This window comes from Streptococcus sp. E17BB (genome assembly GCF_041807725.1).
Taxonomy (GTDB): domain Bacteria; phylum Bacillota; class Bacilli; order Lactobacillales; family Streptococcaceae; genus Streptococcus; species Streptococcus entericus.
In genome coordinates this window covers 19,087-39,844 of sequence record NZ_JBGTZC010000021.1, presented here as the reverse complement: position 1 = coordinate 39,844, position 20,758 = coordinate 19,087, and the positions used below count along the sequence as shown (strand labels likewise).

25 protein-coding genes and 1 tRNA gene are annotated in these 20,758 nt (G+C 44.5%); all 26 read left to right on the top strand.

Going from position 1 to position 20,758, the window contains the following annotated elements; translation table 11 throughout:
• Nucleotides 1–81: 81 nt before the first annotated feature.
• The 26 genes from ACERC7_RS06625 (at nt 82) to ACERC7_RS06500 (ending at nt 20,758) form a co-directional block, all read left to right on the top strand.
• Nucleotides 82–300, top strand: a complete 219-nt coding sequence (locus tag ACERC7_RS06625) for a hypothetical protein (RefSeq protein WP_373666490.1) — start codon at nt 82–84, stop codon at nt 298–300.
• Between the two features lie 232 nt (nt 301–532).
• Nucleotides 533–994, top strand: a complete 462-nt coding sequence (locus ACERC7_RS06620) for a DUF1492 domain-containing protein (RefSeq protein WP_373666489.1) — start codon at nt 533–535, stop codon at nt 992–994.
• A 50-nt stretch (nt 995–1,044) separates the two neighbouring features.
• Nucleotides 1,045–1,132: transfer RNA gene (locus ACERC7_RS06615), tRNA-Ser, on the top strand.
• Nucleotides 1,133–1,366: 234 nt separating this feature from the next.
• Entirely contained in the window at nt 1,367–1,834 is a 468-nt protein-coding gene (locus ACERC7_RS06610) for a terminase small subunit (RefSeq protein WP_373666491.1), read from the top strand.
• Nucleotides 1,827–3,116 carry a PBSX family phage terminase large subunit gene (locus ACERC7_RS06605; protein WP_373666488.1) on the top strand — a complete coding sequence of 430 codons (1,290 nt, stop codon included), beginning with the start codon at nt 1,827–1,829 and terminating at the stop codon, nt 3,114–3,116. Before ACERC7_RS06610 ends, ACERC7_RS06605 begins: the two co-directional genes overlap by 8 nt.
• 5 nt (nt 3,117–3,121) lie before the next feature.
• Nucleotides 3,122–4,621: a phage portal protein gene (locus ACERC7_RS06600; RefSeq protein ID WP_373666487.1), complete on the top strand. Its 1,500-nt coding sequence runs from the start codon at nt 3,122–3,124 to the stop codon at nt 4,619–4,621.
• Nucleotides 4,596–6,149 (top strand): minor capsid protein, encoded by a 1,554-nt coding sequence (locus ACERC7_RS06595; RefSeq protein ID WP_373666486.1) that lies wholly within the window; start codon nt 4,596–4,598, stop codon nt 6,147–6,149. Before ACERC7_RS06600 ends, ACERC7_RS06595 begins: the two co-directional genes overlap by 26 nt.
• A 1-nt stretch (nt 6,150) precedes the next feature.
• On the top strand, nt 6,151–6,303 hold the full coding sequence (locus ACERC7_RS06590) for a hypothetical protein (RefSeq protein ID WP_373666485.1): 153 nt from the start codon (nt 6,151–6,153) through the stop codon (nt 6,301–6,303).
• Nucleotides 6,304–6,358: 55 nt separating this feature from the next.
• Nucleotides 6,359–6,505, top strand: coding sequence for a hypothetical protein (locus ACERC7_RS06585; RefSeq protein ID WP_373666484.1), 147 nt, complete (start codon nt 6,359–6,361; stop codon nt 6,503–6,505).
• Nucleotides 6,489–6,764 (top strand): hypothetical protein, encoded by a 276-nt coding sequence (locus ACERC7_RS06580; protein ID WP_373666483.1) that lies wholly within the window; start codon nt 6,489–6,491, stop codon nt 6,762–6,764. Before ACERC7_RS06585 ends, ACERC7_RS06580 begins: the two co-directional genes overlap by 17 nt.
• Before the next feature lie 12 nt (nt 6,765–6,776).
• Nucleotides 6,777–7,028, top strand: a complete 252-nt coding sequence (locus tag ACERC7_RS06575; RefSeq protein WP_373666482.1) for a DUF6275 family protein — start codon at nt 6,777–6,779, stop codon at nt 7,026–7,028.
• Nucleotides 7,029–7,196: 168 nt separating this feature from the next.
• Nucleotides 7,197–7,757 carry a DUF4355 domain-containing protein gene (locus ACERC7_RS06570; protein WP_373666481.1) on the top strand — a complete coding sequence of 187 codons (561 nt, stop codon included), beginning with the start codon at nt 7,197–7,199 and terminating at the stop codon, nt 7,755–7,757.
• Nucleotides 7,758–7,771: 14 nt separating this feature from the next.
• Nucleotides 7,772–8,665 carry a phage major capsid protein gene (locus tag ACERC7_RS06565; protein ID WP_373666480.1) on the top strand — a complete coding sequence of 298 codons (894 nt, stop codon included), beginning with the start codon at nt 7,772–7,774 and terminating at the stop codon, nt 8,663–8,665.
• Nucleotides 8,666–8,680: 15 nt separating this feature from the next.
• On the top strand, nt 8,681–8,983 hold the full coding sequence (locus ACERC7_RS06560; RefSeq protein WP_373666479.1) for a hypothetical protein: 303 nt from the start codon (nt 8,681–8,683) through the stop codon (nt 8,981–8,983).
• Between the two features lies 1 nt (nt 8,984).
• Nucleotides 8,985–9,332, top strand: coding sequence for a phage head-tail connector protein (locus ACERC7_RS06555; RefSeq protein ID WP_373666478.1), 348 nt, complete (start codon nt 8,985–8,987; stop codon nt 9,330–9,332).
• Nucleotides 9,329–9,634 carry a hypothetical protein gene (locus ACERC7_RS06550; RefSeq protein ID WP_373666477.1) on the top strand — a complete coding sequence of 102 codons (306 nt, stop codon included), beginning with the start codon at nt 9,329–9,331 and terminating at the stop codon, nt 9,632–9,634. The genes ACERC7_RS06555 and ACERC7_RS06550 overlap by 4 nt, the downstream gene beginning before the upstream one ends.
• A gap of 1 nt (nt 9,635) precedes the next feature.
• Nucleotides 9,636–9,980, top strand: a complete 345-nt coding sequence (locus ACERC7_RS06545) for an HK97-gp10 family putative phage morphogenesis protein (protein WP_373666476.1) — start codon at nt 9,636–9,638, stop codon at nt 9,978–9,980.
• Nucleotides 9,977–10,360: a hypothetical protein gene (locus ACERC7_RS06540; RefSeq protein ID WP_373666475.1), complete on the top strand. Its 384-nt coding sequence runs from the start codon at nt 9,977–9,979 to the stop codon at nt 10,358–10,360. The genes ACERC7_RS06545 and ACERC7_RS06540 overlap by 4 nt, the downstream gene beginning before the upstream one ends.
• A complete protein-coding gene (locus ACERC7_RS06535; RefSeq protein ID WP_373666474.1) occupies nt 10,361–10,906 on the top strand; it encodes a phage major tail protein, TP901-1 family in 546 nt (181 codons plus the stop codon). It begins immediately after the preceding gene.
• Nucleotides 10,907–10,965: 59 nt separating this feature from the next.
• Nucleotides 10,966–11,307 (top strand): tail assembly chaperone, encoded by a 342-nt coding sequence (locus tag ACERC7_RS06530; protein ID WP_124777926.1) that lies wholly within the window; start codon nt 10,966–10,968, stop codon nt 11,305–11,307.
• A gap of 71 nt (nt 11,308–11,378) precedes the next feature.
• A complete protein-coding gene (locus ACERC7_RS06525; RefSeq protein WP_373666473.1) occupies nt 11,379–11,681 on the top strand; it encodes a hypothetical protein in 303 nt (100 codons plus the stop codon).
• Nucleotides 11,681–14,344 (top strand): hypothetical protein, encoded by a 2,664-nt coding sequence (locus ACERC7_RS06520; protein ID WP_373666472.1) that lies wholly within the window; start codon nt 11,681–11,683, stop codon nt 14,342–14,344. The genes ACERC7_RS06525 and ACERC7_RS06520 overlap by 1 nt, the downstream gene beginning before the upstream one ends.
• Nucleotides 14,345–14,357: 13 nt before the next feature.
• On the top strand, nt 14,358–15,149 hold the full coding sequence (locus ACERC7_RS06515) for a distal tail protein Dit (RefSeq protein WP_373666471.1): 792 nt from the start codon (nt 14,358–14,360) through the stop codon (nt 15,147–15,149).
• Complete coding sequence (locus tag ACERC7_RS06510) at nt 15,146–19,978, top strand: phage tail spike protein (RefSeq protein WP_373666470.1); 4,833 nt, start codon at nt 15,146–15,148, stop codon at nt 19,976–19,978. The genes ACERC7_RS06515 and ACERC7_RS06510 overlap by 4 nt, the downstream gene beginning before the upstream one ends.
• A gap of 10 nt (nt 19,979–19,988) precedes the next feature.
• On the top strand, nt 19,989–20,225 hold the full coding sequence (locus ACERC7_RS06505; protein ID WP_373666469.1) for a hypothetical protein: 237 nt from the start codon (nt 19,989–19,991) through the stop codon (nt 20,223–20,225).
• Nucleotides 20,222–20,758 (top strand): hypothetical protein, encoded by a 537-nt coding sequence (locus ACERC7_RS06500; protein ID WP_373666468.1) that lies wholly within the window; start codon nt 20,222–20,224, stop codon nt 20,756–20,758. The genes ACERC7_RS06505 and ACERC7_RS06500 overlap by 4 nt, the downstream gene beginning before the upstream one ends.

The following is a 20,758-nucleotide window of genomic DNA, read 5'->3' as shown; positions in this document are numbered from 1 at the left end:
TGACCGTGGCCATGATTGGGTTTATCCTGTTGAAGATGATGGATAAGGTCGATGTTGAAAATAAAAAACAAAGAGGTCAAGATGAGCCTGAACAAAACTAGAAAACGGGCCATTGCCAGAGCAAGAAGACGGTCAGAAATGCCTGGGCAGGAACTGCTATCAGGCTATACGGTCGAACAGATAACCGAAGCTATGCTGGCTATTGGTCGTGTAGCTCAGGCTGTTAGTGATGGCATGGTGGCCTTTGGAAAGGCATTTAGTGAAAGTATGGAAAGGCAAGTGAATGAACAAACGTATTAAGAAAAAAAGGACATTGAAAGGATTAGACAAGGAGGAAAGATATATTAGGACGCATTGTCCAGTATGTAAAGATAAAATTGGGATATTTGACAAATATTTCAATACATATGGTTTTTGTAGCGTATCATGTGGATACAATTATTATGGTATCAGACCATAAAAAAAGCCAAGGCCCACTCAGTCCCTTGGTAGTAGTTCTCACAAGACTATTATACCATAAAGGAGATAGAGAGTGAACAAGGCTAAACAACTTCTTGATGAACTCCAAAATCTGGATTTGGATATTCAGAGCCGAATTGACGAAATCAATGAGCTTGAGGCAGGTTTGCTCTCAAGCCCTAAATGGAAAACTGATAAGGTGCAGGGTGGCTCAGGTCGTAAGGTCGATGATGTCTATACCCAGCTGATCGTGATGAAAGAAGCGATTGAACAAGATACCAATGAAGTTATTAACAGGAAACTTGAACTTGGTAGGCTTATCAATAGGCTGGCCAATCCTAAACACAGAACTGTTTTGAGAATGACCTACATCAATAAGATATGTGTTGATGACATTTGCGATAGCATGGGCGGCATTAGCTCACCTACCTATTATCGCTTGAAGAAACAGGCTGTAAAGGAGCTTGATGTCATTATTTCGGAATTGATAGTAAATGATAGTAACAGTACAGGCATGAAGCCTAAAATCTGGTAGAATGGTAGTATCAAGAAATAAGGGTAAGGTAGTTAAGTCTTACCCATCATGGAGAGTTACCCAAGGGGCTGAAGGGGGCAGGTTGCTACCTTGCTAGGCGTGTAAAAGCGTGCATGGGTTCAAATCCCATACTCTCCTTTGAGTGTTTGTGTCCCAAAATGGGGTAGGCAGTAGGCTTAGCATTCATATATCACTCAACAACTTAAAAATGGTTGCGGATGCGACTAGACCTTGCATGATTGCATGGCTACTTTTATGCTAGCTAAGTTATAAGTCAGGCGGTTTGATTCCGCTAGGGGTCTTTCTCTTATATTTTTTCCCACACAATGAGGTGTGGTTTTTTCATTTTGTCAGGATTGGAGGTGATGATTTATTGCAAATAGAGACGAATTTGGCTTAACTCCAAAACAACGGCTATTTGCCGATGAGTACATTGCCAACAAAGGTAACGCGACGGATGCAGCTAGAAAGGCAGGGTATAGACAACCCAAAGCTAGCGGGCTGGAAAACCTAGAAAAACCTACCATTCAGAAATACATCAAATCACGGACTGAGCCAATCCTTGAAGAACTCAAAATTAGTGGTGATGATGTTGTCCGTGAGATTGCGAGTATCGCTTTTGGTAAGGTGCAGGAGGGTTATTCCAAGAAGACGAATTTGATGACCAATGAAGTTGAGTCTGAAATGAGATATGAGCATACGGCAGACGTGGAAAACCGATTGAAGGCTTTAGAAATCTTGGGGAGACATCTTCAACTGTTCACGGATAAGTCAGAGGTACAACTGTCTGGGATAGTCACTTTTGTCGATGATGTCCCTCTGGAGGATGATGATGGCTGATGTGCAGGTTTCGATGAGGCAGGCTTTGGGAAAAGGGTACAATCGCTTTTTTCACTCAAGGAATTTTTATCGAGTTGTCAAAGGTGGCCGTGGTTCTAAGAAGTCAAAGAGTACAGCTCTTTGCTTCATTCACGACATCTTGAAACATCCGTGGGCTAACTTGCTTGTGGTTCGTCGGTTTTCAAACACCAATAAGCAATCAACCTATACAGACCTCAAATGGGCTGCTAATCGTTTGAGCGCATCTCACTTATTCAAGTTTAACGAGAGCCTGCCAGAAATCACAATCAAGGCGACCGGGCAGAAGATTTTGTTTAGGGGGCTTGATGACCCCTTGAAAATAACCTCTATCACGGTTGACACTGGTTTGCTTGCGTGGCTGTGGCTAGAAGAGGCCTATCAGGTGGAAAACCAGGACAAGTTCGAGACCTTGGTGGAGTCAATCCGTGGCTCTCTTGATGTGCCAAATTTCTATAAGCAGATTACCGTGACCTTCAACCCTTGGAGTGAGAGGCACTGGTTGAAATCTGCTTTTTTTGATGAAGACACTAGAAAGCGTGATGTCTTTTCTGACACGACGACCTACCGAGATAACGAATGGCTAGACAAGCAGGATATTGACCGTTATGAAGACTTATGGCGGACAAATCCACGCCGTGCGGCTGTGGTTGCTAACGGAGATTGGGGCGTTGCCGAAGGGCTAGTCTTTGAAAATTACACGGTCAGAGATTTTGACATCATGGCGACTATCAAACGGGTCAAGGAGACCACGGCTGGTCTTGACTTTGGTTTTACCCATGACCCAACAACCTTTCCACGTTTAGCGGTTGATTTGGACAAGAAAGAGCTTTGGGTCTATGCGGAGCATTATCAGCACGCTATGACGACAGAGGATATTTTCCAGATGATAGCTGAGGCGGATATGCTGAACGCTCACATCACGGCAGATAGTGCAGAACAGCGATTGATTGCGGAGTTGCAGGCAAAAGGTGTCAGACGACTTGTGCCGTCAATCAAGGGGAAGGGGTCAGTCAATGCTGGTATAGACTTCATGAAGCAATTTCACATCTACATCCATCCGTCTTGTGTAAAGACCATTGAGGAGTTTGACACCTATATTTACAAACAGGACAAAGATGGTGAGTGGTTAAATGATCCGATTGATAACAATAACCACATCATTGACGCTATCCGCTATGCTTTGGAGCGTTATCATATTCAAAAACAGAGCCTTGATGTTAATAAAGCCATCAAGACGGTTAATAGATTACTTAGGAGGTGAGAACCTTGGAAGAACAACAAGAAGAAATCCTGAAAGTTAACGAATTTGAGCGAGGGATTGACACTGTCGTTAGAACTCGGAATGATAATGTCATTTTTGCAGACTTAGCTAATGAGCCGTTTCGGTACAGCTCAAGCAATGACCTGCTAGAGACAGACAAGGGCAGAAAGGCATTGAGGGATATGCTGTCTGTCTTTTTTGATTATCAGCGTCCACGCTTGCAGGTTTTGGCTAGCTATGCCAGAGGGGCTAATCACAACATCTTGTCTGGTCAACGGCGTTTAGACAAAGAAAAGGCAGACTATCGTGTTCGGCACAAGTGGGGCGGTTATATCTCCAGCTTTGTGACCAACTACATCATCGGCCGCCCGGTTTCGGTGGGTATGATTGAGCAGGGCGACCAGAAGCAATTGTCTGCAATCTCAGACATCGAGTGGCAGAATGACATCAATGCCTTAAATGCAGATTTAGCGTTTGACGCTTCTGTCTATGGTCGAGCGTTTGAATATCACTTCAGAGACAAGGACAGTGTGGATAGGGTGGTTTTGATTGATCCACTGGAAATGTTTGTTATTCGTGATCAGACTGTGGAGCAGAATGTCATCGCTGCGGTGCATTTGCCTGTCTACGACGGAAAAGTTCATATGACCATCTACACAACCGACCGCGTCCTGACCTATAAGCCATTTTCTCCTAATTCGGTTAGGTTGGTTCTTGAAACAGACAACAAGCACGAGTACAAAGATGTGCCAGTTGTTGAGTGGTGGAACAATCGTTTTAGAATGGGTGACTATGAGAGTGAGATTTCTCTGATTGATGCCTACGATGCCGGGCAGTCTGATACAGCTAACTACATGAGTGACCTGAACGATGCCATGTTAGTTATTAAGGGTGACTTAGATGCTATTGGACTTGACGCAGTTACATCGGCTAAGCTCAAGGAAGCTAACATCATGCTTTTACAATCAGGAGTAAGCACGACAGGTCAACAAACCTCTGCCGATGCCGACTATATCTATAAGCAATATGATGTCCAAGGTACGGAGGCCTACAAGAACAGGTTGGCTAATGACATCCATCGTTTTAGCCGTATTCCCAACCTTGACGATGACCGTTTCAATTCAACGGCTTCAGGAATTGCTCTGCTTTACAAGATGATTGGTTTGGAGCAGGTCAGAAAGGATAAGGAAAACTATTTTACTAAAGCTTTACGTCGAAGGTACGAGCTTATCAGCAATATTCACAAGGTGATCAACGCCCCGGTTATTGACGCAGACAAGCTGACCTTTACTTTTCACCCTAATATTCCACAAGATGTCTGGACTGAGATTAAGGCTTACATCGAGGCAGGTGGTGAGGTATCGCAGGAGACATTGATGGAGAATGCAACGTTTACCAACTACAAAACAGAGCAGGAACGCTTACTCAAGCAGCATGGTGGCAGTGATGAGGAAATCAGGCAGATGGTAGGTGGTCGTGATGACAGACAAGCGGATAATCAATAACCAACGCTATAATGCTGAACGAAAAGCTCAGTCAGAGTTGATGAAGCGAGACCTTGACCGTGACCGGGTCTTGGCTAAGATTTACCAAGAGGGCTATGACCGTATGCAGGCCCAGATAGACCAGTTTTACATGAGCTACGCTGGGCAGAATAGTCTGACCAAGCAGGAGACCATGAAACGGGTGTCTGATTTTGATGTGACTAAGTTTAACCAGAAGGCAGCAAAAGCGGTCAGGGAGAAAGATTTCAGCCCTGAAACCAACAGTTGGCTACGGACCTACAACCTCAAAATGAGGGTCAGCCGGTTGGAGTTGTTGAAGGCTGAATTGGCTCTTGAAATCCAAAACCTGACTGCTGAAGCTAATGAAGTCTTTGATAAGGCCCGCCATGACGAATTAACCAACGAATTTAAGCGCCAATCTGGCATTCTGGGTAATAGTGCCACAAGGTCCTCTAAACGCTTAGAAGCGATTTTAGAGGCTGGTTTTTACGGGCAAAAATTCTCAGACAGAGTTTGGGGAGGTCTTGGCTTGCAAGCTAACCTCCAGCGGGATGTTTTTGGCTCACTCAATCGTATCTATACGGATATGATGGGCTATAAGCAAGAGCGAGACCGACTGGCTAAGAAGTTTGGGACAAGCAAGGCTAACGCCCAACGCTTGATCAAGACGGAGATAGCACGCATAAACGCAGACACTCAGCTGGCTATGCTTCAGGATAATGGCTTTACCCATATGATTTTTGTGGCAGAGCCTGGGGCGTGTGACCTATGTGGTCCGCTTGACCAAAAGGCTGTACCCATTGACCAAGTGGAGAAAGGGGTCAACATGTTTCCCATGCACCCCAACTGCCGCTGTTCGGCTTATGGTCACATTGAGATGAAGTACAAAAAAGGCGGTTCTACGCTTGATGAGTATGAGCTTTGGGAACCAAAAGAAACACCAGAAGAAGAATACAACACAGGTATTTTCAAGGCGGATTTGAATTACATCAGACAAAGTGCTTATGTTGAAAAATTCAAAAACAATGAGTTGACAGCACCTATTGCTGAACAGCTTGCATCCGTTTCAAGAAAAATCATTCAGCATAGAGCAGGAACACCTTTTGAAGATTATTACTTGCTTGATGTGAATACTGGTAAGGTTGTGGCGGTTTCGAATAAAGCAAGAAAAACAAAGGGTGTTGTTTACAATGACCAAGTAAGAAATGCTTTTAAATCGAGTTCAGAAAAAGGGCTTGTCTCAATTCACAATCACCCTTCTGGATACCCTCCATCATTGAGTGATTTAGCTTCTTTACAACAAAGGAGCAAATACAATTCTGTCAAATACGGCTTGACAGCTGGACATGACGGGAGTGTTTATTGGTATTCAAGACCTAACAAACGAATTCCACGCAGTGCACAGGAAAAATATGTCAATCAAATTGATAAATTCAAGAAATTGGGATATAATGAAAGTGTGGCACAGGAGAAAACGCTTGAAATGTTTTCTGAAGTGTTTGAATTTGAATTTGGAAGGATTGAATGATATGGTAAAACAAGATATTTATACTTGGCCAGAAGGCGAAGATGACAACATTGATTTCAATGCTGTCCATGAAAAAAACAAGAACAAAACTGTTGAGGATTTGGATCAGGAATGGGCAGAATACCTCAAAACACTCAAGCTTAAAGCAATCTAATTAAGCACCTAGAGAAATCTAAGTGCTTTTTTTGTACCCAAAAATGGAGGAAAAAATGAAACATCAGATAAATAATGGCGAATTTACTGGATTTAAAGTAACAGGTCCGGAAATGGTAACTATCCCTAAATCAGAATATGATTTGTTGGTTGCGATTAAAAATAAATTTTTGGAGGTAAAAACCGATGAACAAAAGAATTAAAAAGAAATGGTCTCGTGTTGCGAGACTTGAAACCAAGGTATCTCAACTAATGGCAGAGAATGCCTTGTTGACTGACGCAGTAAAACGACACACCCGATTGATTGAAGAATTGCACCAAGTAAGCTCACACAATACTGAAGCGACTAACAACCGATTTGACGCTTTGGAGAGTGCCAATAAGTCAATGAAACTTGAATTACACAAGGCAACGCTTGAATTTGGTAAAGCCAAGAAAAAATATTGGTTTGGTCTGAAATAGGAGGAATAATTTATGTTGGATAAAGCAAAACGATTGGCATCACAAGAGTTTTCACGTCTCTCTGGTCGTGAAATCAAAGAAGAAGACTGTTTCGTGGTTTGGTTCAGCAAAACCCTACAAAATTGGAAAGCATTAGTCAGCACTAATCAAATCAAGTCTGATGAAAAGTGTGGCGACTATGCGGAAGTAACTCATAATGGCGATAAAGCAGAAACTTATGTGGATGTCTATGCCAAGGTATCAAACCGAGCAATCGAAGATTAGGAGGTGGTTACTCATCTTGACAACAGGAAAGACTGCTATAAACTACTTTAAATTACTCTAAACTGGTCGAAACTGACCAGTTTTCTTTTTGCCCAAACCGTGCTAATGGCGGAAAACTTTGCATGAGTTCGAGGGGGTAGCTCGTAAAAGCGTAGAAAGGAGCCGCACATGGCAGAAGAACAACACAACCCAGCACTTGACCCACAAGAGCAGTCTCAGACTGACGGACAAGCTAGCAATCCGCCAAAAGAAGCTGAAAAAATGGTGTCACTTGCTGAAATGCAGCGTCGCTTGAAACAGGCAGAAGAAAAACACGCTCAGGCGACCCAAGAGGCTATTGATAAAGCCCTTAAAAAGTACAAAGCTGAGTCCGAGTTGACGGGCAAAGAGCTTGAAGCCTACCGCCAGAAAGAAGCTGAGGCTGAAAAAGAGGCCTTGATGGCTGAAATCGCAGGTCTGAAGAAAGAACAGACCAAGCGAGAGCTGACCGACGAGGCTATCAAGACCCTGTCTAAGCGGAAACTGCCTCTTGATGACAAGGTATTGGCTTTTGTGGTTAAGGAGACTGCAGAGGATACCTTACAGGCTATCGCTGATTTTGAAGCGATTATCAGCTCAATCAAAGCTGAGTACACACAATCAGAACCGCCGAAGATGTCGTCATCATTTGGTGGAAACAATCACACTAGCCGAGCGGATACATTCCGAAAGGCTCGCATTATTAAATAAAAAGGAGTCAAACAATGACAGTACAAACTTTTAATCCAGAAAATGTCCTTGTATCACAGAAGAAAGACGGGACATTGCACAAAGAATTTACAGACATCATCATGAAAGAAGTTGCTCAAAACTCTCTTGTCATGCAGCTTGGTCAGTATCAAGAAATGGAAGGTGAGCAAGAAAAAACTGTCTACGTTCAAACAGACGGGATTTCAGCTTACTGGGTAAATGAAACTGAGAAAATTAAGACTGACACGCCAGAAGTGGTTCCAGTGACCCTGAAAGCTCACAAGCTTGGTATCATCTTGGTAACATCCCGTGAAGCCCTCAACTACACTTGGAAGAAATTCTTTGACGATATGAAACCACAGATCGTTGAAGCCTTCTACAAGAAAATTGATGAAGCTGGTCTGCTTGGTCATGACACACCATTCGCAAACTCAGTCAATAAGGCTGCTAAAGATGCCAATAAAGTCATTGGTGGTCCAATCACTTATGACAACATCTTGAAGCTTCAAGATGCACTTTACGACTCTGATGTTGAAGCGAATGCTTTTGTATCAAAAATTCAGAACCGCTCTGCCTTGCGTGAAGCTCGTGATGGCAACAAGGTGTCAATCTATGACAAGACTGCAAATACCATTGACGGCATCACCACGGTTGACCTCAAATCTGCACATTTTGAAAAAGGTGACTTGCTTGCTGGTGACTTTGACAATCTTATCTACGGTGTCCCTTACAACATCAACTACAAGATTTCAGAAGAAGGTCAAATTTCAACCATCACAAATGCTGATGGTACGCCAATCAACCTCTTTGAGCAAGAGATGATTGCCATTCGTGCTACTATGGATATTGCAGTCATGGTCACCAAGGCTGACGCTTTTGCTAAATTGACCCCAGCTGAACGTGTCTAAGAAAGGAGCTAACACATGGCTTACACAGTAACAAAAAATATCCTTGACACTAAGGATAATAACTACCTCTATGAAAAAGGTGAGACTTATCCCCGTCCAGATTTGAACGTATCTGACAACCGTATCAAGGAACTGCTTGGTAAAGGTGTCATTGAGTCTGATGGTGCTGAAGGGGATTTGGCCCCAGATACCAAGTCAGAAGGTGACTTGAGTGCTAAGGAACTCAAGGCCAAACTGGACGAACTTGGTATCAAATACGGTTCCCGTGCTAGCAAGGACGAATTGAAAGCCTTGCTTGATGGTGCTGAAGGGGAGTAATATGACAGATACCCAACTTGCAAAAATCAAACGTCGGTTGGGTATTGCCCCCGACGATACAGAAGAAAAGGCCCTCATTGAAGACCTGGTTGATGATGCTGAAAGTTATTTCAAGCTCTTGACTGACACCACTGAAATTGATGCCAAATACAATTTCATGATTGAGAATGTGGTTTACAAGCTCTATGGTCGCAAAGGCTCTGAAGCCGTGACCTCTGAGACGGTGGACGGCTATTCAGTCACCTACCAGGAACTGGATGACCTCTTTAAACCCTACATGAAAATTCTGAACAAGGATTTTGGACTTGATGGCTCTCTGAGGGAGAAAGGCAAGGTGATGTTTCTATGAAGACACCTCATCGCATTACTCTCATCCGTGAGAACAGTCAGCCTAAGTACAATCCTGAAACAGACAGCTATGAGGTTGCTGAAGGTCAAAAAGAAGTTGTGCCCTGCCTGGTCAACTTTATCCAACAGGCCAAGGTCTTGAAAGAGTATGGCAATCAGACAGATGTTGTCATGATTTGCCGTTTTCAGCAGAAGCAGAAGCCTTTTGCTACCGCTATCTATGACGGTAGCAAATATGTCCCTATGGATCAGATTGATGCACCTATCAAGGGAGCTGTCAGGCTCAAGAAGGTGGGTGGTTGATATGTCTGTTAAATGGCAGGGCATGGAAAAGCTAACTGCAACTATCAGCAACGCTCAACCAAAAGCGGTTGAACAGTCTTTGCAGGTTCTAAAAAACAATGGCGAAAAAGGAAAGAGGATTGCTAAGCAGTTGGCCCCTAAGGATACCGAGTTCTTGAAAGACCACATCACCACCTCTTACCCTGGTATGGAAGCCCATATTCACGGTGAGGCAGGTTATGACGGTTATCAGGAATATGGTACCAGGTACCAACCTGGCACCCCTCACTTCCGTCCCATGCTGGAGCAAATTCAGCCAGAATTTCAAAAGGACATGACCAACGTGATGAAAGGAGCCTTCAAATGACCCCAAATCATGCTTTGTTTAGGCGGATTTTTGCCATCAGCAAGGTCAGAGTTGATACCTATGATTTTCTACCTGATGCAAAAAGCGCTTATCCCTTTGTTTACATAGGCGAAAATAACGGCACAGAAAGCCCAAATAAGGACCTTCTGGGCAGATTAAGGCAAACCGTCCACCTCTACGGTTTTAGGGAGGATAGGGCAAACCTGGACGATATTTCAGCCTATTTAGAAAGTGAGATCAAGCGTGCTCAAGATGGTTATGATTACCACTTGCACCATGCTTCAACCTCTAAGCAAATTATCTCAGATAATACAGATGTCCAGCCTTTGCTCCACATTGTGCTGGACTTTACTTTTGATTACACAAAAAAGGAGAAATGAATGGCAGAACTTATTCAAGGAAAAGACTTTGTCGTTTTCTTCCGTCGAGTCATTGACCAGAAGAAACAAGACGCAGGCAAGGTTCGTTTTCAAACGGAACACACAATCAACTCTGAAAAAGAAGTTGAGAGTACAAATACCAAAGATGGTGTGGTAAATAGTATTTCAGACGGAGAAACTAGCGGTGATTTTACATCCCTAGCCTACCGTGAGGATGGCGACACCGTCAACATGTGGAAGGAAATGCGTAAGTGGTTCCAAGCCAAAGACAAAGTCGAAGTTTGGCAGGTTGACCTTGGAAGCAAGCGACTCCAGGGGGGCAAAGAAGTCTATGACGTTGATTATTACCAAGGTTATTTCAAGAGCTTTGAAATTTCAGCGCCTTCTGATGACAAGGTTGAATTGTCTTATGAAATGGCCATTGATGGCAACGGTATTCAGGCTGTTGACTCATTGACTGAAACGCAAAAGGCAGCCGTTGAAGCTGCACAATACGCTTACCACACGCTTGCAAAAGAAACTGATGTGACTGGTGTAGGTGTCTAGGCTAGATGATTTTTAGGGGCTTTATGTCCCTAACTTTTTAATTAAGGAGTAAAAATAAAATGATTTTAACAATTGGTGGACGTGAATACACATTACGCTTTGGCCTTGGCTTTTTGCGTGAAATGAACAAACTGCACTCAGCGGAACTTGAGGGCATGAAAACCGGCTACGGTGCCATGACCCTTTTCAATGCTGGGCAGGCCCTTAATGACCCTATGGCCTTTGTGGACATTATCAAAGCTGGCACAGTCAATGAACCTCAAAAGCCAAGTAATGAGGCTATTGAGGCTTACCTGGAAGACTTGATTGAAACTGACAAGTATGATCAGACTATCCAGGAGATTGTGGACGAGTTAAAAACATCACCCCTACTCAAAAAAGCCATGAACCTAGTCGAGTAGGGGAGCGAAAAACGTCATCTACTAACTTTGGATATGATGAAGCCATTGCCCTCTTGATTGCCAGACATGGCATGACCTACGTTGAAGCAGCAAACACAACGCTTGAGCAGTTTTATATCTACAATACTGCTTACGCTATCCAGCAGGAAGACAGGCGGTATCATTCAGCTATACAAGCCTGGTTCAATCAGAGTGTTAAGGCGACAAAAGGCAAGGGAAAAAGTGCTAAATCAGCTTATAAGAATTTTGAGGATTTTTATAATCATAAAGAAGAATTTGACAAGTTGTTTGAGCCTGAACAACCAGCCAGGAAGGTTCTTGACCTGGCTGACAAAAACAGGCTACTTAATCAAGCCATGAAAGGAGGGGGCTAATGGGGGCAACATTTGATGTCACGGCCATACTAAAAGCCAATGTTTCTGATTTTACGAGCGGACTCAAAGAAGCCCAGATGTCTCTTCAGAGTTTGAAAAATCAGACTGGTTCAAGTCTTGATAAGGTCAGCAACACTCTATCAGCAGTCAGTGGTTCCATGATGGCAGTTGGTAAAGGTATGACGGCAGGCTTCACACTTCCAGTAGTTGGGGCAATTGGTGGAGTAGTCAAGGCCTATGCAGGTCTTGAACAGGCCGTGGGCGGTATTGAAACCATGTTCAAGAGTTCAGCCAATACGGTCATTGCCAATTCAGAAACAGCCTACAAACGTGCGGGAGTGTCCGGTGTAAAATACATGGAGCAGGTCACGTCATTCTCTGCCAGCCTTCTTCAGGGTCTTGGTGGAGATACGGCAGCAGCTGCACGATATGCAGACATGGCTATTGTGGATATGTCTGATAATGCTAACAAGTTTGGGTCTAATATTACCGACATTCAGAACGCTTACCAGGGATTTGCGAAGGACAACTACACCATGCTGGATAATCTCAAACTTGGTTATGGTGGTACAGCTGGAGAAATGGCACGCTTGGTAAATGAGTCTGGTGTTTTAAATGGTGAATTTGAAGCAACAGCTGAAAATGTTAAAGATATACCGTTTGACAAGCTTATTAAGGCTATCCATGTCACTCAAGAAAAACTCGACATCACTGGAACGACTGCAAAGGAAGCCAGCGAGACGGTGTCGGGGTCTTTCGACTCAATGAAGGCTGCCGCTCAAAACTTGGCGGCAGGCCTAGGGCAGAAAGATGCAGACATCAAAGGTCTTTTGAGCAACCTGGGAGAAACCATCAAGAACTTTGTCCGCAACGTCAAGAACGTTGTATTGACTATATGGGATAACTTACCGATAGCTCCTTGGCAGAAATGGCTTGGTGCTATCGTTGTCGCGACGGGACCTGCGATGATGGCAATTGGCGGCGTAATTGGCGTTATCGCTAAGGTAGTTAGTTTTGCAAGTGGTGCTTATAAGGCGTTTACTACTTTGAAAGCTGGTTTTATTGCTGCACAGACTGGTGGCGCAGCTGTCTCTGGTGTCTTTGGTACGCTAGGCGGAATTATCGGCGGTATAACAGCCCCTGTTTGGGCGGTTATCGCTGCTATTGCCGCTTTAGTTGCTGGTTTTGTCTTGCTCTACAAGCATAATGATGAGTTCAGGGCTAAGGTAAATGAGGCTTGGCAAGCTATTTCTTCTACGATTAGCGGCGCAGTTGGTATTATTTGGGAAACAGTCTCACTGGCTTGGGCAAAAATCCAGGCTTGGATTGCTGAAAATCAAGAACTTATCCGCTCTGTTGTCGAAAAAGGCTGGAACTTAATCAGCGACACGATTATGTCTGTTGTGAATGCTTTGGCTCCTATTTTTTCTGCTGGTTGGGCCCTACTAACTGTCATTGTAAATAGCGTTTTTGGTACTCTATCTGATATTGTCATAGTAGCGATGGATGTCATCTTAGGCATCATTAAGGCTGTTTTGCAGGTTTTGAATGGTGATTGGTCAGGAGCTTGGGAAACACTGAAAGGTGTTGCGCAGACGGCTTGGGAAGCTGTCAAAAATTTAGCTATTTATCTTTTTGAATCTTTGCAAGAAGTGTTCAAATATGGTCTGGAGTTTTTGAAAACAATCTGGGAAACCGCCTGGAATTGGATTTCTGGTTTCTTATCAGGCATATGGTCGGCGATTTCTCAGACAGTTATGGGCTTTTTACAGCCGATTATTGATTTTATCAGTAGCGCCTTATCAACCATCAAAGCTAACTGGGAGCTTGTTTGGGATAGTATTAAGACTTTCTTTGCGGGTTTGCTTTTGGCAATCGTTGGTCTTGTGACAGGTAATTTTGATTTGGTCAAAGAGGCTATTTCTAAAGCATGGGAACGGATTAAAGGGAACACCGAGCAAATTTGGGAGAACATCAAAACTCTCTTATCAAGCGCTTGGAACGCTGTGAAATCAACAGTTTCTAATGCCGTTGAAACAGTCAAGAGCTCTATCAGCAATGGTTGGAATAATGTTGTCAGCACTGTCACTAATGCTGGACCACGAATTGTTGAAGCAGTTAGAAATGGCTTTAATAACGCCGTAAATGCTGCAAAAAACTTTGTCAGTCAGGCAGTATCAGCTGGTGGTGACTTAATTAGTGGTTTCGTTAATGGTGTTGTCGGCGCGGCAGGTCGATTGATTTCTGCCGTTAGCAATGCTGTGGGTAATGCTATTAGTGCTGCAAAGAACTTGCTTGGCATCAAGTCACCGTCTCGTGTGTTTCGTCAGTTTGGTCTTTACACTGACCAAGGTTTTGTTATTGGTATAAATAGCGGAGCTGGTAAGGTGGTTAAGTCCATGGCAAGCATGGCACAGGGTGCTATTTCAGCCTTCACAGGTCAAGATGTGGCAGGTAGCTTGATGGGAGAGTTAGGAGATGTTGATGGTGAGCTGGGCAGACTTACTGCTTATGACCCATCAGTGTCCTTTAACGGTGGCAGTCTGACTGTTGCCCAACAAGCTGCTGAAATTGTTCTTAATATGGGCGGCACGGTTTACCGTGCATTTACTAACGACATCACGGGTGCTCAAGAGCTGGAGCTGATTTTAGATAACTACTAGGAAAGGAAAAGTCATGTATAACTATCAAAGTTTGAAGAAAACAACTGGGCAAGATGTGGCTTTTGAGCCTAGTGATAATCTCTACATCAACGGAACGGCTCTCGATCAATTGGTTGAGGGTTACCGACACTTGACGGTGACAGGACGTGGCATTGTCAGTCAGACAGTCAAGTCAACTTCGGTCCCCGGTCGTCGTGGGGTCTGGGTTGATGATGTCTCTGATGATGAGCGTGAGCTTATCATCAAGTACAAACTTGAGGCGGACAGCAGTAGCCAACTGCGTGACCGTTTTGCACAGCTCAACAAAGTCTTGCGGACTGTTGCTCCTAGTGGTTTTCTGGAGTTATCCTTCAAAGATGAGCCAGACTTTACCTACTATGGCTATCTGTCGGGAGCTGATGAGATTGAGGAGACTGCCCTTGTAGTCGTCAGCAAGTTCACTCTCTTAGTCCCTGATGGCTACAAGAAGAAACTGCCTCAGTCATCGACTGGGGCTATTTCTTTGGTCAATGCTATGGCTGTTTTGCCAGAGAAGATTACGATTACACCAACTGGTACGGTTAACCAGGTACAAATTATCAATGGCGACAAGGTCTTGTCTTTTCGTGGAGCTTATACCCCCGACCGTGACGTGGTTGTGGCTTGGGGAGCTGATGAGGTAACCATCACCTACGGCGGTCGGTCTATTCTCAGTGAGCTAGAGCGGTACAGCCCGTTGGAGACCTTTTTTGTAAAAAATGGGGATACCATCACAGCAAGAAACGCCAAAGTTAAGGAAGTTATTTGGAGGGATGAGCGCTTATGATTTACTTGTTTGACAAGGACGAAAATCTTATTAAGATTGTCCGAAAAACGGCAGTCAAAACAGCCCTACAAACCTACTCTTTGACGACTGAGAAGTATGTCTCTGACCGTTTGACGGTTGAGCTGAAGGCTTTGCCTGATGATGAGCTGGAGAAGGTGGAATACATGGCTATTCAGGCGGTGGACGACACTCACAATTTCCACTTTTTCTACGTGGCTCAGAAACATTCTGAGGGCAAACTGACCGAGTTAATTGGAGTTCAGTCTGGTATTGAGGAGCTAAGAAAAACGCCTGTTTATGACAAGCGACCGAAGAACGCTTTTGCCCGTGAGGTTATCTCTGATTTGTTACTTGGCACAAACTGGTCAGCCCGTTTTGTTGATGAGACTTTGCCACGGTCAACCAATTTCTACTATACCTCCGTTTTTGACGCTCTGAAAAAGGTCTGCAAGGTCTGGGATTTGGAAATGCAGTTTTTCGTCCAGATGAACGGCAATCAAATCGGAGCTAGGGTCATTGACTTTAAGAAAAAGATTGGTGCAGCCGTCGGGAAGCGTGTCGTTTACGGTCACAATGCCCTAAAAATCCTGCAAGAGGTTGAGCGAACCAATATCTACACCGCCCTCATCGGTCGCGGTAAGGGTGAACAGGTTAGCACAGCAGATACGAGTGAAACAGTTGACGGCAAAAGTCGTCAGCAACAAGCAGACGGCTACGGTCGCAAGATTACGTTTGAAGATGTAGTCTGGCGAATAAGTGACGGCAAGCCTGTCAACAAGCCCAAGGGTCAGAAGTATGTCGAACTGCCAGAAATGACGGCTCACTTTGGCATCAAGCAAGCAGATGGCAGTATGAGACCTAAGATTGGCTTTGTAGAGTTTTCGGAAGAGGAAGACAAGGAAGTTGTCTTGCAGAAAACCTATGAAGCTTTGGTAGATACTAGTCGTCCGCAGGTCACTTTCAAGACCTCTACAGTTTACCTCAAAGGTGCCGCTATTGGTGATACTATCCGAGTGGTTCGGCATGACAAGCGGATTGACTACGATACCCGTATTTTTGAATTGACCATCAACCGTCTCAATGACCAGTCTAGCGACGTCAAACTAGGTGACCGTATCACGGAAGGTCAGGCAAGTCGTATTCAGACTATCGCTGATCAAGCTGTGGATAACTTTATTCAAAATGAGTTTAGCAACTTTGTCCAGAACCTACCTGATTTTTTACCGAGTGCTGACGGAGCTAACACTAACTGGTATGGAGCGGAAGACCCTACTGTCAAGTATAAGGGCAAGGTGGTGATCAATGACATCTGGTACAAGCCAGACCCAGAGCATGAAGGGCATAAAATCATGTTACGGTGGACAGGCGAGGCTTGGGAGGAGTTAGTCAGAACCGCAGATAATGAACGTGTTAAGCGCTTGGTTGAGGAGGTACAAGCCAAAGCCAATGAACTGACCCAACAAGCCCAAGCCGCAGACCAAAAAGCAAGTGAGGCGTTGACTAGGGCTGGAGCGAGCAGTGACTTGGCGAAGCTAGCAAAAGAGACAGCAGACAGAGCTGCAGCTTCATCGACGCAGACAGGTCAGGAACTGGCGAACAAGTCCAGAGAGCTTCAGGAAGCTGTGCGATTGACACGGGAAAACCTGTCTAGTCAAGCCGACCAAATCCGACGACAGGCTCAGACTCAGGAGGGGCTGTCTAGTCGCTTGATGACAGTCGAAGAGACCGCAAACGGCACGAAAACTACGCTGACAGAGCTGTCCAAAACCGTCAATAGCACGACAGGCAATCTGACGAGTGTGACCCAACGGGTGGCGAGTGTTGAGACGGGTCTGTCTGGTGTTCGTGAGCAGTACAGCCAGCTCAATCAAACGCTCAATACGACGACAGGTCAGGTTCAGTCTGTTAGTCAAAAGACTGCTGACATTGAGCGCGGTTTAGACGGCGTTAGGGAGCGGTTTGAGAATATCAGGGTGGGTGGCGTCAACCTCATCAAGCGCACTGGCGAACCGTTTGTCATGGGTTACGGTATCACTAACACGGCCTGGGACGATGAGACTAAACGAACTCGTCTAACCTTTGGAACAGGAGTTGAAAGAGCTAGGAACGGAGAGATTCTGCCACAAGGACGAATTTTCGAGGAACAACGCTTTGTAGTCAAACAAGGTCAAACCTATACACAAGCTGTCAGGGTTTCGACGGATGCTAGATTTATTGGGATAGGCTCGCTTCAGATGTCTTGGTATGGTCCAGAAGTAGTCTCATCGGCTAACCGACACAGGGCCTTTTCGGCTCAGATTAAGCAGATTGGGACGAATGAGTATCTTGTTTGGTGTACTGTCAACTGGACGACACCGGACATCTATCTGAGACCGTTTGATATTTTTAACCTGCATACGGCGTTGGACTTTCGAAACTCAGGGACATACCTAGAGTTTTATCAGCCGAAACTGGAAATAGGTAACATCCCTACAGACTACTCTCCTGCCGATGAAGATTTCCGCCAGGAGTTTGCGGAGTACAAGCGGTCAGTAGATGAAAACAGTGCAGAGCTTGGACGACGTGTTCAAGGACTGGACGGCAGTCTGTCTGAGACAAAGACCCTTGCCCAACAAACAGCAGAGGGTATCCGTCAACTGGCAACTAAAACCGAAGTCAATGCGGTCACGGGTCGTCTATCAACAGCTGAGAGTTCAATTCGCCAGCAGGCTGACCAAATCGCTCAACGGTTAACACGAGCTGAAGTGGATAATTTAGTGACTACTAAGGGCTATATATCGAATACAGTCTTTGACAACTACAAGCGTGAGACAGCGCAGACGATTGAGCGTGGTTTGACTGAGACACGAGGACTGATACCGACTAAGGGAAGCTCGGTTAATCTCGTACCAAATTCTAAAATCAATGAAAGTTCGAATGCTTATGGTTTTGGGACTCGGACGATTCAATTAGAAGCTGGGAAGACCTATTGGTTCTTAGCAAGAGCTAAGAAGACAGGGGGGACTAGTGATAAGCGAACGAGAGTCTATATCTATAAATCGGATTGGCAAGAAAGTTACAATTTGGAATTTAACTCAACAAACTATGAAACTAAAAGCATAAAATTCACAGCTCGTTATACGGAACGTTATGCCATTAGCACCTACTGGTTTCCTGGTGGAGGCGACCGCTCAGGTACTGCGGACATCGATTGGTATATGGTTGCCCAAAGTGACCTTGAACCCACAGAATGGTCGCCTGCTCCTCAAGATTTAGCTTCAGCGGTAGACTTTAACAAAGTCAAAGAAACCGCCCAGCTCTATGAGCGGGCACTTGGAACGACTAATCAAGGGATAGCGGACAACATCGCCCGTATGGTTATGACATCTAATATTTTCCAAGTGGAGGTCGGCAAGGTCTTGACCAAGAGTGACAATCTGGTCTATGACCCTACAAACTACTCACGTCACCAGCCTCGATCTACCAGTAATGCGGCAGATTACTACATGACAGGAACCAACACCTACAAGCTTTTGGTGATTAGGCAAACGGGGCATACAGCTCATCAATGGCGAGGATTTCAGGTGCCGCTCAGGACCGCCACCTTTACTAAGGGCGAGAAGCTCAGTTATCGTGTCAATCTTTGGGTGGATGTGCTTCCTGATGATATTATTAGTTTTGAGATTAAAAACGCTGGCACCATAATAGGTTCTTTTCAGATTATGCCAACCAAAACTGGTGCCGCTCAGATTTTTACGGGCACATTTACAGTCAACTCTGACACTATAGTCACAGACGATTACGGTCTGCACGTCTGGTTGCGAAAAAATGGTCAGGTCGCCGTTGGACAAATTTCTATCGTACGAGGGGAAGTTCCGCCAGACAGATTTGTGGACAGTACCTCGGCGCAGGAGGTAGCGACCTCTACCCTCGTCACCCAGTTGGCGGACAGCTATGCCATTAAAACCCTAAACAGTAATGGCGCTGTCTTGTCTGCAGTCAATGTCGCCACTGGAGGGATAGCTCTACAAGCTGGTCAGAATAAGCTGGTAGTAACCCCTAGTACGGTCTATGTCCAAGACGGGACGATTAAGAATGCCATGATTGAAAGCGTGCTTGCGGATAAAGTCACAGCAGGGACGCTAAACGCGGCAAATGTTAATATCATCAACCTTAATGCTAATAAGATAGTGGGCTTGGACGCTAATTTCATCAAATCTAAGATTGAGACGGCTCTTGTGGATTGGTTGAAAGGGAAAGTTATAACAGCTCAAAATGATGCCATGAGAATTAACCTGAACCAAGCAAATATTTCCTTCAATCAAAATGCGACGATTGAGTTTTTATCGAACAATAATAGTCTGAGACGCATGTCACCAAACAAGCCATCACAATTTATTCGATTGATTGAGGGTAATTTTTATTCTGAATTAGGTGTTTTACCAAATTCAACACTGACTGTTATTGGTTCCAATTCTGATCAAAGTGAATCCTCAGAAAACGATGGATTTGGTGGAGTTAGAATTTGGAACGGCGTTAAAAATCAGACAGAGAAGACTACCTTTGTTGAATTGGTAGGGAATCGTGTTGCTATTTATGGTAATAAAAATCGTAGTCCATGGCTATTTGATATGACTGGAAAGGCGTCGTATCTTATTCCTCAGAATGAGGGGGGGATAACGCATTCTCTAGGTCGCTCTGACCGTCGTTTTGCGGACGTTCAGAGTCAAGAAATGCACCTCAGTGGCAAAAGTTTAAAAACGGTTATCAACAATATTTACTGGCATCTTACCTTACTCTATGCTGGTAATCACTCTTATAACCACACGAATCATATGCATATTTTTTAGGAGAAAACAAATGAACGACACAATACAATCTAAATTAGCAATCAATATTGCGAGTAAAGCCTTAACAATTGCGACGTTGGAAGCTCAAAACGAGGAGTTGCAGGCTACTGTTAATCAGCAAGCCTCAGCTGAACAAGCTCATGTAGAGCGTATCCAGATACTTGAAAAAGAGGTCGATGAACTCAAAAAGCAAAATGAGCGCTTGTTGAAAGAGCTTGACGCTGTGACGGTGGAGGTGGTGTCATGAGGTCTTGGAGTGTAGCGGGGAAATACCCAATATCTGATAGTGACGGGGTGATTACACACACAGAAATCGTTCTCGCCTCGACGACAGCAGGTTATGCAACCTTTACCGAGCGAGTGCTTGGAGACCAAACTAGCAAGAGTGAACGAGAACTTGTTGAACTAGCTCGTGAGGCGTATTTCAAAACTGAATATTTTGACCGAGCTATGGCCGAGAGCGTCCAGAAGATTGACGAGATTGAGGCAGTTGTCAAGTCTGCTAAAAAGTTCATGGCTGAGGCTGAAGAAAAAATGTCCAGTATGGCTAAATCTCAACAGGAATTGGAAGAGCGCTTGTCATTGGCAGAAACTGACAGGAACACTCGCTTTAAGGCGATTGAAGATCAGTTCGCTATTCTTAACGGCTCTGTAATGGAAATGATTACGGACTACTATTCTCAATCAGAGGAGGAAGAAGATGTTTCGGACACTGAAAGCAATGACAATGTCGACGGTAGCGACAATTCTACCACTAACGAAAATACAGAAACGGAGTAA

Excerpts from the sequence above, each read along its gene's own strand:
- ACERC7_RS06550 (WP_373666477.1), top strand. The coding sequence starts at position 9,329 with ATGAAGACACCTCATCGCATTACTCTCATCCGTGAGAACAGTCAGCCT.
- ACERC7_RS06560 (WP_373666479.1), top strand. The coding sequence starts at position 8,681 with ATGGCTTACACAGTAACAAAAAATATCCTTGACACTAAGGATAATAAC.
- ACERC7_RS06505 (WP_373666469.1), top strand. The coding sequence starts at position 19,989 with ATGAACGACACAATACAATCTAAATTAGCAATCAATATTGCGAGTAAA.
- ACERC7_RS06575 (WP_373666482.1), top strand. The coding sequence starts at position 6,777 with ATGTTGGATAAAGCAAAACGATTGGCATCACAAGAGTTTTCACGTCTC.
- ACERC7_RS06545 (WP_373666476.1), top strand. The coding sequence starts at position 9,636 with ATGTCTGTTAAATGGCAGGGCATGGAAAAGCTAACTGCAACTATCAGC.
- ACERC7_RS06500 (WP_373666468.1), top strand. The coding sequence starts at position 20,222 with ATGAGGTCTTGGAGTGTAGCGGGGAAATACCCAATATCTGATAGTGAC.
- ACERC7_RS06535 (WP_373666474.1), top strand. The coding sequence starts at position 10,361 with ATGGCAGAACTTATTCAAGGAAAAGACTTTGTCGTTTTCTTCCGTCGA.
- ACERC7_RS06570 (WP_373666481.1), top strand. The coding sequence starts at position 7,197 with ATGGCAGAAGAACAACACAACCCAGCACTTGACCCACAAGAGCAGTCT.
- ACERC7_RS06520 (WP_373666472.1), top strand. The coding sequence starts at position 11,681 with ATGGGGGCAACATTTGATGTCACGGCCATACTAAAAGCCAATGTTTCT.
- ACERC7_RS06555 (WP_373666478.1), top strand. The coding sequence starts at position 8,985 with ATGACAGATACCCAACTTGCAAAAATCAAACGTCGGTTGGGTATTGCC.
- ACERC7_RS06510 (WP_373666470.1), top strand. The coding sequence starts at position 15,146 with ATGATTTACTTGTTTGACAAGGACGAAAATCTTATTAAGATTGTCCGA.
- ACERC7_RS06540 (WP_373666475.1), top strand. The coding sequence starts at position 9,977 with ATGACCCCAAATCATGCTTTGTTTAGGCGGATTTTTGCCATCAGCAAG.
- ACERC7_RS06515 (WP_373666471.1), top strand. The coding sequence starts at position 14,358 with ATGTATAACTATCAAAGTTTGAAGAAAACAACTGGGCAAGATGTGGCT.
- ACERC7_RS06605 (WP_373666488.1), top strand. The coding sequence starts at position 1,827 with ATGGCTGATGTGCAGGTTTCGATGAGGCAGGCTTTGGGAAAAGGGTAC.
- ACERC7_RS06625 (WP_373666490.1), top strand. The coding sequence starts at position 82 with ATGAGCCTGAACAAAACTAGAAAACGGGCCATTGCCAGAGCAAGAAGA.
- ACERC7_RS06565 (WP_373666480.1), top strand. The coding sequence starts at position 7,772 with ATGACAGTACAAACTTTTAATCCAGAAAATGTCCTTGTATCACAGAAG.
- ACERC7_RS06585 (WP_373666484.1), top strand. The coding sequence starts at position 6,359 with ATGAAACATCAGATAAATAATGGCGAATTTACTGGATTTAAAGTAACA.
- ACERC7_RS06525 (WP_373666473.1), top strand. The coding sequence starts at position 11,379 with ATGACCTACGTTGAAGCAGCAAACACAACGCTTGAGCAGTTTTATATC.
- ACERC7_RS06595 (WP_373666486.1), top strand. The coding sequence starts at position 4,596 with ATGACAGACAAGCGGATAATCAATAACCAACGCTATAATGCTGAACGA.
- ACERC7_RS06580 (WP_373666483.1), top strand. The coding sequence starts at position 6,489 with ATGAACAAAAGAATTAAAAAGAAATGGTCTCGTGTTGCGAGACTTGAA.
- ACERC7_RS06530 (WP_124777926.1), top strand. The coding sequence starts at position 10,966 with ATGATTTTAACAATTGGTGGACGTGAATACACATTACGCTTTGGCCTT.
- ACERC7_RS06590 (WP_373666485.1), top strand. The coding sequence starts at position 6,151 with ATGGTAAAACAAGATATTTATACTTGGCCAGAAGGCGAAGATGACAAC.